9 protein-coding genes are annotated in these 17,663 nt (G+C 58.1%); 2 read left to right on the plus strand and 7 right to left on the minus strand.

Features of this window, described 5'->3' with window-relative positions:
- Window positions 1-55 precede the first annotated feature (55 nt).
- The 3 genes from AC2D8U_RS18490 to AC2D8U_RS18500 form a co-directional block, all read right to left on the minus strand.
- Window positions 56-1,648 carry a sulfatase family protein gene (locus AC2D8U_RS18490; RefSeq protein WP_484620554.1) on the minus strand — a complete coding sequence of 531 codons (1,593 nt, stop codon included), beginning with the start codon at window positions 1,646-1,648 and terminating at the stop codon, window positions 56-58.
- A 77-nt stretch (window positions 1,649-1,725) separates the two neighbouring features.
- On the minus strand, window positions 1,726-3,174 hold the full coding sequence (locus tag AC2D8U_RS18495) for a sulfatase family protein (protein ID WP_484620555.1): 1,449 nt from the start codon (window positions 3,172-3,174) through the stop codon (window positions 1,726-1,728).
- Window positions 3,175-3,738: 564 nt separating this feature from the next.
- Window positions 3,739-6,423 carry an alpha-L-fucosidase gene (locus tag AC2D8U_RS18500; RefSeq protein WP_484620556.1) on the minus strand — a complete coding sequence of 895 codons (2,685 nt, stop codon included), beginning with the start codon at window positions 6,421-6,423 and terminating at the stop codon, window positions 3,739-3,741.
- A gap of 777 nt (window positions 6,424-7,200) precedes the next feature.
- Between AC2D8U_RS18500 and AC2D8U_RS18505 the strand changes: the two genes are divergently transcribed.
- Window positions 7,201-8,574 (plus strand): serine hydrolase domain-containing protein, encoded by a 1,374-nt coding sequence (locus AC2D8U_RS18505; protein ID WP_484620557.1) that lies wholly within the window; start codon window positions 7,201-7,203, stop codon window positions 8,572-8,574.
- Between the two features lie 461 nt (window positions 8,575-9,035).
- Window positions 9,036-9,959: a LysR family transcriptional regulator gene (locus tag AC2D8U_RS18510; protein WP_484620558.1), complete on the plus strand. Its 924-nt coding sequence runs from the start codon at window positions 9,036-9,038 to the stop codon at window positions 9,957-9,959.
- 243 nt (window positions 9,960-10,202) lie between these two features.
- Here AC2D8U_RS18510 and AC2D8U_RS18515 read toward each other — a convergent pair whose 3' ends face one another.
- The 4 genes from AC2D8U_RS18515 to AC2D8U_RS18530 all read right to left on the minus strand — a co-directional run bounded on the left by AC2D8U_RS18515 (window position 10,203) and on the right by AC2D8U_RS18530 (window position 17,454).
- Window positions 10,203-11,606 carry a sulfatase family protein gene (locus tag AC2D8U_RS18515; protein WP_484620559.1) on the minus strand — a complete coding sequence of 468 codons (1,404 nt, stop codon included), beginning with the start codon at window positions 11,604-11,606 and terminating at the stop codon, window positions 10,203-10,205.
- A gap of 15 nt (window positions 11,607-11,621) precedes the next feature.
- A complete protein-coding gene (locus tag AC2D8U_RS18520) occupies window positions 11,622-13,106 on the minus strand; it encodes a sulfatase-like hydrolase/transferase (RefSeq protein ID WP_484620560.1) in 1,485 nt (494 codons plus the stop codon).
- Between the two features lie 79 nt (window positions 13,107-13,185).
- On the minus strand, window positions 13,186-14,733 hold the full coding sequence (locus tag AC2D8U_RS18525; RefSeq protein ID WP_484620561.1) for a sulfatase family protein: 1,548 nt from the start codon (window positions 14,731-14,733) through the stop codon (window positions 13,186-13,188).
- Between the two features lie 66 nt (window positions 14,734-14,799).
- Window positions 14,800-17,454, minus strand: coding sequence for an alpha-L-fucosidase (locus AC2D8U_RS18530; protein WP_484620562.1), 2,655 nt, complete (start codon window positions 17,452-17,454; stop codon window positions 14,800-14,802).
- Window positions 17,455-17,663: the final 209 nt, after the last annotated feature.

Here is a 17,663-nt window from a genome sequence, read left to right on the forward strand (position 1 = left end):
TCCCGCGTTAAGCTCCGGACATAAGCGAGGCAGACCAACGCCCATCCATTCGCCGTCAATCATTCCAGTGGGCATCAATGATTGACTGAATGTGCGGGTAGTTTTTCGCATCGTCTTCCCCCACCTCCTCCCTCAGGGTGATCAGCTTTTGCTTAAGCCGGACAATCACCTCCCTGTACTCCGGATTATCGTACTGGTTAGTCGTTTCCTCGGGGTCCCGTTGCAGATCATACAGTTCCCAAGCCGCCGGTGTCTGGGGATGCTTGTCATCATGAGGTTTGTTTTGCCGCACCCCGTAATAGAAGATCAACTTGTATCGCTGAGTGCGCAGACCAAAGTGGGCCGGATTGTTATGGTTATGGGCCATATGCATCCAATAGCGATAGTAGGTCGCCTCTCGCCAATGCTCCGGTCGTTGCCCCTCCAGCTCACTGACAAAGCTCATTCCCTGCATCGACTCGGGGACCTCGCCCCCGGCAAACTCAATCAGGGTGGGGGCAAAATCGGTATGGTTGATCAATAGATCACTGCGTCTGTCCCCGGCGATCATTCCCGGGTAGTGCATGATCAGGGGGAGCTTCATCGACTCCTCATACATCCAGCGCTTATCGATAAAGTCGTGCTCCCCCAACATCATCCCCTGATCCGAGGTGTAAACAATCAGCGTGTTGTCCCACTGTCCCGAGGCCTTGAGATAGGCAAATAGCCGGCCCAGATTATCATCGACCCCCTTGACGCAGCGCAGGTAGCGTTTGAGGTACTCCTGGTAAGACGCCTGCATATACGCCTCATCAGAGAGCGCGGGATCGATCTTCATATGCCTGCCCATATTACGCACCGAGTTACGCCTGGATACCGAGGAGCCGACAAAGGTTACCAGTTCCTGATCTTGACCTCGCAGGGCCACGGAGCCGAACTTCTTGTCCATGGTCAACTGCAGGGTCTTTGGCTGCGGGATGACCACACCAGCCAGATAATCTTGATAACGCGGCGCATACTCGAACATATCGTGGGGCGCCTTGTAGTGGTGCATCAGGAAAAAAGGCTTCTCCTTGTCACGCTGAGCCAACCACTCCAGGGCGATGTCGGTGATCACATCACTGGAGTGACCGGGGATCCGCTCTACCGTTCCGACCTGGTTTCGATGCGGTCCCTTTTGCTGTTTGAAGGGCAGTGGCGACTCACTGGATGCAAACCAGGGGTCGAAATAGTCCCCCTGGTGACGTAAAACCTTATAGAAATCAAAGTCAGGTTCGGTACGCAGGTGCCACTTTCCGATCATCGCGGTTTCATACCCCAGCTTACGCATCTGTTGAGGCAGGTACTGCTTGGCTTGGGGCAAATGTCCCCCAAGATCAAAGACACCGTTCACATGGGCATACTGGCCAGTTAAGATCGCGGCACGACTCGGGGTACAGATAGCGTTACTGCTGTAGGCATTGTCAAAGACCACCCCACCGGCAGCAAGCTGATCCAGCACAGGCGTCGGGTTTAACGCGGCAAGCCGCGAGCCGTAAGCGCCGATGGCGTGAGCGGCATGGTCGTCACTCATGACAAAAAGGATGTTGGGCCGCTGTGCGGCTTGCAACGACAGGCTACTGGCCAGCAGCAGCCCGCCAATCAAAGTGAAACAGGGCTGACCATTCATAAAGACCAGACGGCTGTCGCCGCTCCTTGGTTAAGAGAGCCGGGCCACGTTATCACCGTATGCCCGGCCTGCAGGGTTTAGAGATCCTCGGCGTGTTTGACCGTATAGGGGGTCGTAAACAGGGGTGGAAACTCCGGATCCGGAAACGTCTCAATGAGATCCAGATATTCCTTATGGAGCTCCTGGAACTTCTCCGGATACTGGCGCCGAACATCGGTTTTCTGACCCACGTCCTCGTTCAGGTTAAACAACATGGCATTGACCGTATCGAGATCCAGTTTGCCTCGGGAACTGGTCTCCCCGGCCGTTTTAAACTGATCGTTCCAGGTCAGTACCCAGTCCCCCTTACGGTAGGCGACATCATGGACATAACGGAAGAACAGCCAATCATGGGGCGCTTCCTGTTTACTGCCATTGAGATAGGGGATGAGGTTTACGCCATCGTACCCCGTGCTGGGATCGTCCAGCCCAATGGAACGGGTGATGGTGGCCGCAATATCCAAGGAGATCACCGGCTGTTCATATTTCTGTCCCGCCGGCACCACTTCTGGCCACTTCACCAGGAAGGGGATGCGGATCCCGCCTTCATAGGTGTCGCCCTTAAAACCGCGCAGCTCGGCCGGATTCCCGGCGAGATTTTCCGGTTCTTTGCGTCGCAGCTTGGTCTGATAGCCGTTGTCGGAAAGGAAAATAATGGCGGTATTGTCGTCCAGTCCCAGACGCTCAAGGGTCTCATTGATCCGACCCACACCGTCATCCACCGACAGCATCATGGCCGACAAAATGCGGCGCAGATCATTTTCAAACGGCCCCTCCTTCATGGCATCAACCCGATCGATATAGCTTTGTGGGGCCACCCAGGGATAGTGCACGGCGTTGTAGGCCAGGTAGAGGAAGAAGGGATCATCCTTATTTCGTTCGATAAACTCCACCGCTTCACGGCTGAATTCGTCGGTCAGGTAATTGCCTTGCTGGTAATCGACAATTCCCTCATTTCGGTGGATCGGCCATTCATCTTTTTTGGCTTTATAACTGTCACGGGCCACGTAGTAACCGTGTCCACCCGCCAGGAAACCGTAGAAATAATCGAAGTTTCGATTCCAGGGCCGATACTGCTCCTTCATACCAAAATGCCACTTGCCGATGGCACCAGTGCGATAGCCGGCCTCTTTCAGGGTGTCCTGCAACATCGGTTGGTTGAGCGGAAACCCTTTGGTCGCCTTGGACCCAAAGTTGCCCCAGATCCCGATACGATCCTGATAACGCCCAGAGAGAAGCCCGGCTCGTGAAGGGCCACAAACCGAAGAGGTCACATAGCCCTGAGTAAAGTGGGTGCCCTGGGCGGCCAAGGCATCGATATTCGGGCTGAAAATATCGTCCGATCCCATGTAACCCACTTCATCGTAACCAAGGTCGTCCACCAGGATAACGATAAAATTCGTGTGATCTTCACTCGCGACCGCAACGGGCATCGCCAACCCAGTTGCCATTCCCGCCGCAACCAAAGCAGTTGTTAACTTGCTCATACACATTCCTTGTCATTTTTTTGTGGGGCATTAATTGAAGAGCCAGGCGCTTTCTTCCCGGTCCGTCAATCCACTTTCCCGCACCGCCGTCAAGGCCGAATCCTTCGCGTATCATTATGAAGTCACAACAAAAACAAACCACCCACAAACACTTAAAGAATGTTAAATGTTTGCATTGTAAGCAGAGGTCGTCCGGGCCATGGTTGCGTCATATGCGGAAATGCGTTGGCAGCGATCTTGTGATCCCGAACACCGCTTTAGGCGGTAAAGCCGCCAACGTAACAAGAGGTTTCAATCTTTGGCCACATCACTGCCGTATTAAAGCCTTATCTTCCCTTTATCATCTCTTCAACTCCTTGCCTCTCCTGCCTGCCGACGGGGGGAGGTGAAAGGGGACGTCACCAATACGACATCACCGTTTGGCTCAGCCATACCACGGCGTACCAGGTCCAATCCGCCAGCCACTGGCACAGACCGCACGCGGCCGGTTGCCTCGGTTCGACTCGAGATCTGCAAGCAGCAAAAAGCCGCCCTCAGGCGGCTTTACGATTTAGACTGAGAAGATTATTGCGTCATCTCAACCTGACGTACGGAGAAGATCGGCCCCTTTGAGCTGAACTCGAAACGCCAGTTGCGCGCTTTCTGATCGACGGTAAACCCTTGGTTGGCTTGGGATGCCGGCAGGCTGGTCAGCGTCTGCCACTCGCCCTGCTCGTCCTGATAGCGCACCGTCATCATCAACGCATCGAGTACCTTGCCATGGCGCTTAAGGGCCGTGATCTCAGTGCGAATGGACTTAATGTCCACCGCTTCACCGTGATCGATCTCGAACCAGCGCTGCTTCGACTGGCGCGGATGGGGCTGCCAGCGGGTCTCGCTGTCGCCATCCAACACCTTGTCGGCGAAATAGGCCTGCGGATGCTGACCTTTATCGATACGGCTGTGTGCCGCACGGGCGATGGGGAACTGGGTGACTAACGCGGGTTGGTTAGCCTGCCCCTCGTCATGTGCCCCGGCGAAGAAATTGGCTTCGTACAACTCGATGCCATGGAAATCCATGGTGCCAGTGGCCGTCACTTCCATGCGGATCGGCGTGGCACCGGAATCGCTCAGGTTGAGCTGACCAAGGTGAATATCCAATGGCTCAACAAAAGCGCCGGTGGCCGGCAGGGTAAAGTCGTAGCGTTGCTTGCCGACCCAGATCGCCAACTGCTGCGCCTGCTCACTCTGATAGCGGATCACCGCATCGAACTGGCCGGCCTGACGGGTAATGGTGGACACCCAGTTGAACGTCTCTTTTTGACCCTCAAGCAGGTGACGGGCACCGTGACGCACTGGCGCCTTGCCCGAGTACTCGGCGCTGAGCGCGTTGAGGGCGATATTGCCGTCCGGGCGCTGTAGCGCATCGGGCAGGTGCTTGATGGTCAGATCCGACACATTGACCGGCGCGCTGCCGTTGCGCGGCGTCAGGGTCAAGGTTTGCTCACCGCCTTGCTTCACCACCAACTCGCCCACAGTGAAGGGTTTGAGATACTTGTAGCGCATGTTGGTTTCGCCTGTGGCGGGCAGCCACAACTCGCTCTGGTATTCGCCCAGCTCTAAATTCAAATACGCATCGTCGTTGTTGCCATAGAGCATCTCGATGGCGTAGCGGCCCGGCTCGCTAAAGTCTACGGTCCAGCTCAGTGAGGTCTCTTGCCCCTGCCAGTCCATCACACTGTTGTGCCATGGCTCGTACTTGGCGCCTTTTCGCTGGGCGTCCAGCGCCCGCAGGACCATGCCATCGGCGGTCATCACCCCGCCCACCTCGAAGATCTCCAGCTCGCCGGTTACTTCCAGAACCACGGTGCTGCTGTGGGGATCCGGCGCCTCACCGCCCACGGCGATGGTGACGCCTTTGTCGTCGCGGTTGACGCTCAGCGCGCTGCGCTTGTCGTCCGCCAACAGGTAGGCGTTGAGCTTGTCGTTGCCCACACCCAATACGCGCAGCTCGCCATCGGATGGCCAGTCGTAGACGTGCAGGTACAAGGTGGTGCCCTTGTCGTGCTGACGCCGGGTCACCGCACCATTAAACGCCTGCTGGAACTGAAATGGCGTGGCCTCGGTACCATGAATGGCGTCGCCGTTCACCTCCATCCACTGGCCGATCTCCTGCAAACGGTCGATCGACGCCTGCGGGAAGGTGCCATCCGGCTTAGGCCCGATATTGAGCAGGTAGTTACCGCCCTTGGCCACCACACCGGTCAGGTTGTGGATCAAGGTGGTGGTGCTCTTCCAGTCATGATCCGAGATCCGGTAACCCCAGGTGTGGTTCATGGTCATGCAGCTTTCCCAATGGCTGTCCAGCTGAGGGACCGCAGGAATGGACTGCTCATGGGTATCGAAATCGCCGTAGTCCAGGGTGTTGAAGCGACTGGTCAGGCGGCCATTGGAAACGATGTGCGGCTGGTTACCCCAGAGGATATCGGCCAGCTGCTGACCCTGGCGATCGGTAATGTTGGCGGCCATGTCCCACCAGAAGATATCCAGTTCGCCGTAGCGGGTGGTCAACTCATCCACCTGAGGACGGGCGATCTCGGCATGGTACTGCTCCACCCGCTCGGGCCACTGCGCTTTATCCATGTGCGGATAGGGGCTGAAGCTCTTATCCCAGTGGGCGCCACCGGCATCGCCATGGTTCCCCCAATCCATCGACTGGGAATAGTACAAGCCAAAGCGCAGGCCCGCATTGGTCGCCGCGTCTTTCAGTGGCCCCAGTAGATCTTTGCCCCATGGGGTGTCTTTGACCCCCCAGTTCGAGGTTTCGGTGTCCCACAGCGCCCAGCCGTCGTGGTGCTTGGCGGTGATCACCATATAGGTCATGCCCGCCTGCTCGGCCATCTCGGCCCAGGCCTTGGGATCGTAATTGACCGGGTTAAACTGGTTGCCCATCTCGATGTATTCGTTGGCGGGGATCTGCGCATTGTTCCAGATCCACTCGGCGTAGCGCTGGGTATCGTTGCCCTGATACTGGCCCTCCCACATGGCGTACACGCCCCAATGGATGAACATGCCGAACTTGGCATCGCGGAACCACTCGGTCCGCTGGGCTCGGGTGGCATTAAGATCGACACCACCGGCCATCAAGACATCTTGCGTCGGAGCGTCCATGGCCCCATGTGCAGGGGCAGCCACTGTGGGCAGCGAAAAGCTGGCCAGGAGACAGCCCGTCAATAATGACAGGCGGGGAAAGGGAACGGCGTTTGACACGAATAACTCCATTATTCTTTGTTTTATAGTTGTTTCGCCATGGCGCTGGCATTGCCGTCAATCCTAGCAGCAGGGGGGCCACCACTAACGTGATATGGGTGACGGCGTTTCCACTTTTACTCACTATTACCGATCATTACGGTCCGATGCCTGCGTGCCTTGACCCACACACTTGCTCCCTGACAGGGATCTTGGCGGCGGATGTTTTCGGACCGGTCGGCACCCTCTGTCGATGGCCATGCCCGCCATAAACGCACAAGGCCCCGGGAAACATCCCGGGGCCTTGACCGTGATAAGCCCGTGACGGCTTAGAGCAGCAGTTCGGACAGATCCAGCGAGTCGCCCATATCATCCACTAGGATAATGATGAATTTCGTCTGGCCGTGTTCAGCCATCATCGGTGAGACCCATGGGCGCGGTGGCAAGTCGCCCTTGTATCGCCTTATGAGTGCGTGCCACCCACAAAACACCCTTACTATCAATGTGTTAAATTAAGTGGCAGCCTAATAATTCAAGGACAAAGATTGGAAGTGTCTGGCTCACAGACCTGTGTAAACACAGAGACCTACAGCTCGCGAATGTAAGTGCCCGCAAAACGGAAGGATGGATTAATTTACTAACACCATCGATAGGCATACCTCAAAATTCTACCAGGGTGCCAGAATCATCACGACATTTGTTGGGTTCTCCCCTACACAATCGCATTGTGCCGACCAACCGGACCGATAGAATCCCTAAAAAGCGAAATGTCCTGACGCAATCTCAAGAGGAAGAGTGATGACCAAAAAGTCGAACATCAAGGCACTGACACTGGCGGTCATGTCGTTCACCAGTACTGCCACCCTGGCAGCCGTTCCGGCCGATCATCCACTGGCGAAATATCTGGCGGCACCCGGTGCCCAGCTGACCATGCCGGTCACCCAAGCCAAAGAGGGCTTTGACGCGGATTTTATCCAGGGGGCCTACGACAGCTTCGAAAGCTTCCACGCCCAGATGGGCGGCGACCATACCCTCTATTACCTGACCAACTGGTCATCGGTGATGCGCACTGATCTGATCAATCCTCACCCTGAGCAGAAGATCCTCAAGCGCAACCTCAAAGCCGAGATCGGCGAGATCCTGGTGGAGACCGACAGCAAGGGGCCGATGAGCCTGAATGACTATGTGGTGGATCCGCTGTTCCGCAGTCAGGGCGTGATGATGATCCACAAGGGTGAGGTGGTGTACGAATCCTACCCGGGCATGAGCCCAACCGACATGCATATCTGGATGTCCTCCGCCAAGACGCTGACCGGCCTGGTGATGGCGATGCTGATTGAAGAGGGCAAAATCGACGTCAATGCCCCGGTTACCCAGTACGCCAAGGCCCTCAAAGGCACAGCATGGGATCAACCAACGGTGCTGAACCTGCTCAACCACACCGCCGGTCTGGATCACGAAGAGACCAACTCGTCGATCCTCGATCCCGACGGCGTCTTTGTCCGCTTCGTCGGCAGCACCGTCACCTCGACCGACACTTCCATCGAACGTCCCCACTGGCTCGACGCGTTGCGCGACGTCCAACCGCTGCAAGATGAACAGCCGGGCGAGCGCCTGCGCTACTCCTCCCTCAACACCCATGTGCTGGGGATGATCATCCAGGAAGTGACCGGCAAGCGGGTATCCGACGTGGTTGAAGAGCGCATTTGGGGCAAGCTCGGCGCACGCATGCCACTGGCGATGCACCTGTCCCAGGATGGTACGCCGCTCAATCTGGGGATAGTCTCCTCAACACTGGAAGATTTCGCCAAGTACGCGGCGATGTATACCCCAAGCTGGAACAAGGTGGCCCATGAGCAAGTGGTGACCCCAACCTTGCTGGAGCAGATCCGCGCCTCCGGTGACGCCACGGCCTTTGTCGGCGGTGCCAAAGAGGGTCAGGCCATCGCCATTTCCGGTGAGAAGCCGGTGAAGGCGGGCTACCAGTTTGACTGGTTCTATGAGGATGGCGCCATGTACAAGCACGGCAATACCGGCCAGGGGATCTACATCGATCCCGAACGTGATTTTGCTGCAGTCTACTTCTCCGCCGTCTCCTACATCCCGCCTTATGGTGAGATCAAGATCCCGGCCTACTTCCGCCAAGCGGCAGAGATCCTGAACCAAGAATAAGCGCTGACGGCCAGGCATAAGGATCGCCCCTGCCTATAAGCCGTGCTTGGCAGAGAGACAAAGGCTCTATCGCAAGGGGTTGTTGGCGAGCCAATATGCAGATTTTGATGACAAACCTCGATGATCCACCCGTTTTTCGCCGACTTTGAGTCGCCAGAGCGGAATGGATTGAGTCAAGGCCGAGGGCCAAGGATGGCCGGAGCGGTGCGCGGAGGCAGGACGCCGACTCGCACCGGTGCCGCAGAATCAGGCCATGGGAGCAAGGATTTTGCGACGATGGAGGCCGGGAGAGTCCAGAGAGGGCCTGCCCTCTTTGGCTGCCGCCGCCAGCGCGGCATCGGACTTGATTGATGCGTAAAGTCATCACTTAAAAGCAAATTACACATTCAACAACAGATTGGGACAGTGGCAAACAAAGGCGTCAAGCTCACAGCTTGGCGCCTTTTTGTTTCAGCGTTAGAATGATTTACTCCCTAACTCGACCAATCCAGTTGATGATATCGATAGAGCAGATCAACGCCTTTACCCTGGTGTTTCAACACGGCTCCTACAGTGCCGCCGCCCGCGCGACCGACAAGGAGCGCAGTACCATCCGAGAGCATGTAATGACACTGGAGGACACCATTGGCGTCGCCCTGTTTACCATCGAAGGACGCAAAGCCACGCCGACCCCCGCGGCCCACAAGCTCTATCCACGGGCCGCCAATGTCACCAAACAGGTGCAGGATTTTTCACTGGCCGCCTTCTCCCTGCTGGATCGGCCACTGGATGCCCTGACCCTCTACTACGACGCCATGATCCCGCCAGCCTGGATTGCCGAAGCCACGGCGGCGATCAAACAACACTACCCCAGACTCACCGTCCATCTGGTGATGGCCAGCCGCAACGACGCCTACCAGGCCATCGAGTCCGGCGCCTGTCAGCTTGCACTGATGGCGGCAGAGAACAGTCCGCGCACCAAAGCTCGGCTGCAATCCCGCTATCTGGGCAGCATGGCAATGGCCAGCTACTGCCACCCGGACTCGCCGTTGGCCTCTCGGCAGGCGGTCACCATGGATGAGCTGCGACTGTTGTCACAACTGCAGCTGCAAACCACCTCCCCCGGCGAGCTGGCCAGCATGGTATTGGGCAATGAAGTGCAGCGTGTCGCCACGCTGGAGTTGGCGATCGAGTGTCTGAAACAGGATGGCTGGATCCTGCTGACCAACGCCACCGCCGCCCCCAAGGTGGCCGCAGGACAGCTACACAAGGTTGCAGTCAGCGATGCGCAGCGAGATTACCGCCAGGGCCTATGCCTGTTCTTCGCGCTGGGGGACGAACTCAACGATGAGATCGCCACTGCCCTGGCGATCCTGAACCAGCAGGCAGACACCTTGGTGATCTGACCTTTTCCCTATCGACTTAGATACTGAGCAAAACCTGCCTAACTTGGAGCCACAGAGCGCTGGCCAAGGAATATCAACCCATGACGCTTTGTCTCATTTCTGTTTCGATGGGACAGCAGCTCAACAGCGTAGCTTAACCCATTGAGCGTTTTCGGCACGGTATGTCACAGTCCATGCCCGCTATAAACGCACAAGGCCCCGGGAAAGATCCCGGGGCCTTGACCGTGATAAGCCCGTGACGGCTTAGAGCAGCAGTTCGGACAGATCCAGCGAGTCGCCCATCTCTACTTGCAATTGGTGCAGATCGCGTTTCAACCTGTCCATCTTCCCTTGGTATTCCGGGTTGGTGGAAAGATCACTCATCTCCGAGGGATCCTTTTCCAGGTTAAACAGTCGGAAGGGGCGCTTCGCCTCCGGGTAGACGATCAACTTCCATTCATCCTGACGGATCATCCGTTGCAAGTGACGGTAGTGGCCGTAGATGTTGGCGTAGTGACGATCGCTCTCGCCATCCATCAAAGGATTGAGTGGCTTAAACTCGACATGCTCTGGGATCGGGATCCCCGCCCAGTTCAACACCGTGGGCATAACATCCTGCAGGTAGATAGGCGTGTCGATCACCTTGCCGGCTTCAATGCCCGGACCGGTCACCACAAAGGGCACGCGCATGCTGTGCTCGTACATGTTTTGCTTGCCCAAGATCCCATGGTGACCCACCGACAGGCCATGGTCCGAGGTGTAGACGATATAGGTGTTGTCGGCCTGGCCACTGGCTTCCAGGGCATCCAGTACACGGCCGATGTGCTGATCCAGGTAGGTGATGGAGGCATAGTACTCACGGCGATGCACCTGAATGGCAAACTCGGTTCGTGGGAAGGGCGCCAGGCGCTCATCCCGCAGACTCTTGCTCAAGCCCACCTCTTCCAGATCCGGATAGACCGGCAGGAAACTCTCAGGCACCACCATCTCTTCGACCGGGTAGAGATCGACGATCTCCTTCGGGGCCTGGCGCGGATCATGCGGAGCGTTAAAAGCCAAGTACATAAAGAAGGGGGCATCCAGCTCTTTATGTTCCTCAAGTTGTCGAATGGCGATATTGGACACCACATCGGTCCAGTGCTCACCACCGCGCCAGAAACCCAGCTCTTTCGGATCCCACGGCTGCCAACCCGTTTCGAAATCTTCCTGATCCAAGGGACGGTTATAGCTGTTGGGGCTTTGCGGCATGCCACGACGGTAGTTCTTAAAGTCGATATGATTAAAAGCAGGCTCAACCGCCGGGACGTGCCACTTGCCGGTCATATAGGTTTCGTAGCCGGCGTCGTTCATGTAGTCGGCCCACTGCGGATAGGTACGCAGCGCGGACTCGGCGCGATTGAGGAAAGCCCCGGAGTTAAGCATGGAGCGGCTGGCCACGCACACGGCCCCGGCCCAGGCCCCTTGGTTAAAGGTGTGGGTAAAGTGGGTACCGGCTGCTGCTAGGCGATCGATATTGGGTGTCTGAATATTGTCCAGCCCCAGATGCCCCTGGGCCTGGTAGCTGTGATCGTCCGAGATAATAAACAGCACATTGGGTTGTTCGGCGCTGGCTTGAACCTGAAAGGTTGCCGCCAGCACTAGGCTGGGGATCGTACGTATAAAAGTCATAATTGTTTGAGATCTTTAGTTGTTATAATCCGCACCACTGTCACTGACAGCCATGTTCTCGAGCCAGGCGATCAGCGCCTGATCCATCTGCTTCACCCGCTCCGACATCTGCGCCGCCAGATCCTTGGTCTCAGCAGGATCGGCGATCAGATCATACAACTCGTAGGTGGCCGGGCCATCGCTGAGCTTGAGCAACTCATCGGCCTGACGTCTGAGATCACGAGAGACGGATTTCACCAGCTTATAGCGGGTATCGGACCAGGCGGCGGCATGGCCACTGCGAAAGCCAATGGCGCTGTCCCGTTCAAGCGTGGGATTGGCAAACGCCGGGAGCAGGCTGACGCCATCGATGGGGCGCTCGTCCGGCAGACTGGCGCCCACCATCTCCAAAATCGTTGGCAGGTAATCACTGGTACTGGAGTGGAACCGGGTTTCGCTGCCCGCTTCGATCTGATCCGGCCAGACGATCACGCCCGGCACCCGAATGCCGCCTTCGTACAGGCTGCGCTTGCGATCACGAAACGGCCCGGCGCTGCCCGGCTGCATCTTCTCCCCCTGATGGTGACTCTCCGGTCCGTTGTCCGAGGTAAAGGCGATCAAGGTATTGTCCTTGATCCCCAAACGCGCCAGTTCCCCATTGATCCGGGCGATCTGCTCATCCATCGCGGTCACGGCGCCATAGTAGTTGGCATGGTGCAGGCTCGGTGCATCCGGGTACATCGCCAGGTACTCAGGACCGGCCACCACGGGAAGGTGCGGGGTGTGGAACCAGACCACGGCGAAAAACGGTTGATCCGCCTCGACCGCTTCCTGCATAAAGGGGATCACCCGGTCGACAATCACTCGGGAGTCATCCCCCTCGGTGTTATCGGTGACCGACTCGCCCTTCTCATTCCAGTAATGGGTGCCGTAGGGGATCGCATCATCCTTGTTCTCAATGGGGGCCCAACCATACTTGTAGGGGCCCTTCTTGGGTTTCAGCAGGGGATCCCAGGTAGGCACTTTCGACTCGGTGCTGAACACCCGCTCAAAACCGTGCTCCCATGGCGGCGAGTAATGCTCCGGGACTTTGCTCCCCCGGTTACCGTCCAGTACGTCCTTGGTCAGGGTGCCCAGGTGCCACTTACCAAAGTGTCCGGTGGCATAGCCCATGTCTTGCAGCATCTCCGCGACGGTGATCTCTTCATGCTTCATATGGCCGACATTGGCGAAGTAGATCCCATAACGGAACGGATGACGACCGGTCATCAGAGACCCTCGGGTCGGACTGCACACCGGGGCCGCCGAGTAGAAGCGGGAGAACTGCAGCCCCTGCTCCGCCATCTCGTCCAGGCCAGGCGTCGCGATCGGTGTATCCCACTGGTAACCGACATCCCCCCAGCCCAGATCATCCGCCATCATCAGGATGATGTTGGGCTTTGCCGGTTGTGCGACGTCCACCGCCAGCGCCTGGCCGGTGAACAGTGCCAGCGGAGCCAGCATCATGGTGTTTTTTATCATTATGTTTTCCTTGCGCTATCCAATGCCAGCCCGGAATTTTCAGGCTGGCATGCTTGTCATGAAGAGAAAAAAAGCGACATTAACGGCGCACGCTGCGCCCGTCATCAAGGTAGCGCTGAAGCAGCTCTTTCATCTGCTCAGCCCGCTCTGGGTATTGCTGGAACAGGTTGTCCTTCTGAGCCAGATCGACCTTTAAGTTGTACAGGTGACCCTGAGTACTTTTTTCATCCGGCTCGGTACCGCTGAGTGTCCAGTACACCTTGGGCACCTTGTTATTGTGACTGCCTGTGTGGTGGTCGATGAGCAACCAGTCCCCCTGGCGAATGGCGTACACGCCGGGACCGGTATTCTGCACCGTGCCTTGACGCAGCTGAGCCTCGCCCAACTCCCCCATCAGCAACGGGATCAGATCATAGCTGTCCAGTGCCGCATCCTCGGGCAGTTGTGTGCCCGTCAGGCCCGCCATGGTCGCCATGACATCGACGTGGCTGATGGTCTGATCCAACACCTGGCCGCCGGCCAATTTTTCCGGCCAGCGGATGATCATCGGCACTCGATGGCCCCCCTCCCACAGATCCCGCTTCATGCCGCGCAGGCCGCCGGAGCTGTCATGGCCATATTTGTTCCAGCGCTGCACCATGTACTTCTCCGCGCCATTGTCGGAGGAGAAAACCACGATGGTGTTGTCCGCCAGGCCCTGCGCTTCCAGGGTGTCCAGCAACTGGCCAATCACATGATCCGTCTGGTAGACGAAGTCACCGTAAGGGCCCGCCTGGGTTTTGCCGTCAAACTCGTCGTTGGGGATGATCGGCGCATGGGGCGACGGCAAGGAGAAGTACATGAAGAACGGCTGCTTGCCATCCTGCTGCTTCAAGTATTCCACCCCTTTCTCTGCCAACGTCGGCAACACGGTGTAGGGATCCCAGTCCGCCACACTCGGTCCAGGCCGGGCTTCCCAGCCGCCCTCTTTCGGCGGTGTCTTATGGAACTCCTGCTGCTGGGTCGGTGCGGCCAGGACACGGTCATTTTCAAACCAGGTATAGGGCGGGAAGTTGATCACATCCTCACCGAAGTAATAATCGAAGCCCAGATCCACCGGGCCACCGGGAATGCGCTGAGTCCAGTCAAAGGCATCGGCCGGGTAGTAGCGTTGACGCCCTTCCCCGATCTCTTTGGCGCCGGGTTGCTTGATCGCATCCCAGTCCCAGCCCAGGTGCCACTTGCCAAAAGCGGCGGTATGGTAGCCGGCCTGCTGCAACATCCGCGGCAGGGTGTATTCACCGGGATTGAAATAGGAGGGATCGAAGCTGCCGACAATGCCATGGCCCCGGCGCCAGTGGTAGTTGCCGGTCAACAGGGCGTAGCGGCTGGGGGTACACACCGCCGAGGAGGCGTGGGCATCGGTAAAGCGGATCCCTTCACGGGCCAGCTGATCCAGGTTCGGTGTGGTCAGCTTGGCGTTGGGATTCTGAATAGCCAGATCGCCGTAGCCCAGATCATCGGCGTAGATGATCAGCAGGTTGGGGGCCTTCGTCGATGGCGTATGCAGGTGTTGCTCGGCCGTGCCACAGCCTGCCAGCAGCAGGGAGCCGCCGGCGGCCAGGGATAGAGAACGTCCTAAAGTCATTGTTCTGCTCGATAACGGGGTTCAAAAAGAAGCCGCCCAACGGCGGCTTCAACGGCTTATTCCGGGTTACTGGCTCATCTCAACCCGGCGCACGGAGAAGTTGCCGCGCTGCTGGCTGAACTCGAAGCGCCACTGGCGAGCGGTCTTGTCCACGGCAAAGCCCTGGTTGGCCTCGGCCGCCGACAGCTCGGTCAGCGTCTGCCACTGGCCAGCGGCGTCCTGATAACGCACCGTGAGGATCAGCTTGTCCAGCGGGATCCCGTTGTTCTTGGGCGCGGTGATCTGGGTGGTGATGGTCTTGATGGTCACCGCTTCGCCCTGATCGATCTCAAACCATCGCTGCTTGGGCTGACGGAAGTCCGGGATCCAGCGGGTCTCCCGCTTGCCGTCGAGCACCTTGTCAGCAAAGTAGGCATGGGGGTGCTGGCCGCGGTCCGTGTGGCTGTATCGCGCCCGAGCGATGGGGAACTGGGTGGCCAGTGGCTGCCCCTCGGCCTGGGCCGCAGCAAAGAAGTTGGCTTCGTACAGCTCGATGCCATAGAAGTCCAAGCTGCCCTTGGCCGTCACTTCCATGCGGATCGGCGTGGCACCGGACTCGCTGAGGTTGAGCTGACCCAGATGGATATCCAGCGGCTCAACAAAGGCACCGGTGGCCGGCAGGGTGAAGTCGTAACGCTGCTCACCCACCCAGATCGCCAGCTGCTGCGCCTGCTCACTCTGATAGCGGATCACCGCATCGAAGTGACCCGCCTGACGGGTAATGGTGGACACCCAGTTAAACGTCTCTTTTTGCCCCTCAAGCAGGTGACGGGCACCACGACGGATCTCAGCCTGACCCGGGTGATCCGCACTGAGCGCATTGAGGGTGATGTTGCCATCGGGGCGCTGCAGCGCGTCCGGCAGGTGCTTGACCGTCAGTTCGGAGAAGGACAAAGGCGCCGTCCCTTTCACGGGCGACAGACTCAGGGTTTGCTCGCCGCCCTCTTTCACCACCAGCTCGCCGACAATGCCCGGCTTGAGGTACTTGTTGCGCATGTTGGTCTCGCCGGTGGCGGGAATGAACAACTCGCTCTGGTAGTCACCCAAGGTCAGCTTGAGCTTGGCGTCTTCCATATTGCCGTGCAGCATCTCAATGGCGTAGCGGCCCGGCTCGTTGAAGTCCACCGACCAGCTGGCGGCACTGTCAGGGTTATCCCAATCACGCAGGCTGTTGTGCCAGGCTTCATAGCTCACCCCTTTACGCTCTGCGTCCAGTGCCCGCAGGGTCATGCCATCGGCGGTCATCACGCCGCCCACCTCGAAGATCTCCAGTTCGCCGATCACTTCCAGCACCACGGTGCTGCTGTGGGGATCCGGTGCCTGATCTGGGACGGCAATGTTCAGGCCTTTGCTGTCGCGCTCGATCGTCAGCGGTGTCTTGTCCGCATCGGCCAGCAGATAGGCGCTGATCTTGTCGTTGCCGACGCCCAATACCTTGAGCTGCTGATCCGACGGCCAGTCGTAGACGTGCAGGTACAAGGTGGTGCCTTTATCGTGCTTACGCTGGGTCACGGCGCCGTTGAACGCCTGCTGGAACAGGAACGGGGTGGCTTCGGTACCGTGAATGGCCTCGCCGTTCACGTCCATCCACAGACCGATCTCATGCAGGCGGTCGATGGAGGCTTGCGGGAAGCTGCCATCCGGCTTGGGCCCGATATTGAGCAGGTAGTTACCGCCCTTGGCCACCACGCCGGTAAGGTTGTGGATCAAGGTGGTGGTGCTCTTCCAGTCGTGATCCGAGACGCGCCAACCCCAGGTGTGGTTCATGGTCATGCAGCTTTCCCAGTAGCTGTCCAGCTGTGGGACCGCCGGGATGGACTGCTCGTGGGTATCGAAGTCACCGTAATCGACGGCGTTATTCCGACCGGTCAGGCGGCCGTTGGAGACGATGTGCGGTTGATTGCCCCACAGAATGTCCGCCAGCTTCTGGCCCTGGGCGTCGGTGATGCTCTTGGGCATGTCCCACCAGAAGATATCCAGATCGCCGTAGCGGGTGGTCAGCTCCTCCACCTGAGGCTGAGCGATCTCACGGTGGTACTGATCCAGGCGTGCCGGCCAGGTGGATTTGTCCGGGCCGTACTCGGTGTAGCTCTTGTCCCAGTGCACGCCGCCTTCGTCCCCCTGATTCCCCCAGTCCAGCGACTGGGAGTAGTAGAAACCAAAGCGCAGGCCGGCATCGGTCGCGGCATCTTTCAGCGGGCCCAGCAGATCTTTGCCCCAAGGGGTGTTTTTGACGCCCCAGTCGGAGGTCGGGGTGTCCCACAGCGCCCAGCCGTCGTGGTGCTTGGCGGTGATCACCATATAGGTCATGCCCGCCTGCTCGGCCATCTCGGCCCAGGCCTTGGGATCGTAATTCACCGGGTTGAACTGGTTGCCCATCTCGATGTATTCGTTGGCCGGAATGCGGCCGTTGTTCCAGATCCATTCGGCGTAACGCGGGGTATCGTTACCCTGGTACTGGCCTTCCCACATGGCGTACACGCCCCAGTGGATGAACATGCCGAATTTGGCATCGCGGAACCAACTCATGCGCTCTTCGCGGGTGGCATCCAGATCAACACCACCGGCGATCACCGCCGCAGAGCCGACAGGCTGAGCGGCCAAGGCACTTGGCACCATCCAGGCGCTCATCAGGCAACCGGCCAACGCCGACAGCCGGGGCGCTGCTTGCAATTTTTTCACTATCTACTCCAACTCTTTATTGTTCCCCTCACTTGGGAAGGGTTGCCACACAATATCGGAAAGACGACCTCGCCGAGACAGCCAAAGCCTCAAATTTACGTAAATCTCGGTAAGGGTTGATCTAATTCCTTAGCAACTCACCTTTTGTGGATACCTGATCTGCTGTCTCAAGAGATGCCCCGGGGATGGGTGGCTTAAGGTCCTCATGC

It is taken from the genome of Ferrimonas sp. YIN67 (assembly GCF_057219095.1).

Coding starts and splice junctions, on each gene's coding strand:
- AC2D8U_RS18490 (WP_484620554.1), bottom strand. CDS start 1,648: ATGAATGGTCAGCCCTGTTTCACTTTGATTGGCGGGCTGCTGCTGGCC.
- AC2D8U_RS18495 (WP_484620555.1), bottom strand. CDS start 3,174: ATGAGCAAGTTAACAACTGCTTTGGTTGCGGCGGGAATGGCAACTGGG.
- AC2D8U_RS18505 (WP_484620557.1), top strand. CDS start 7,201: ATGACCAAAAAGTCGAACATCAAGGCACTGACACTGGCGGTCATGTCG.
- AC2D8U_RS18510 (WP_484620558.1), top strand. CDS start 9,036: ATGATTTACTCCCTAACTCGACCAATCCAGTTGATGATATCGATAGAG.
- AC2D8U_RS18515 (WP_484620559.1), bottom strand. CDS start 11,606: ATGACTTTTATACGTACGATCCCCAGCCTAGTGCTGGCGGCAACCTTT.
- AC2D8U_RS18520 (WP_484620560.1), bottom strand. CDS start 13,106: ATGATAAAAAACACCATGATGCTGGCTCCGCTGGCACTGTTCACCGGC.
- AC2D8U_RS18525 (WP_484620561.1), bottom strand. CDS start 14,733: ATGACTTTAGGACGTTCTCTATCCCTGGCCGCCGGCGGCTCCCTGCTG.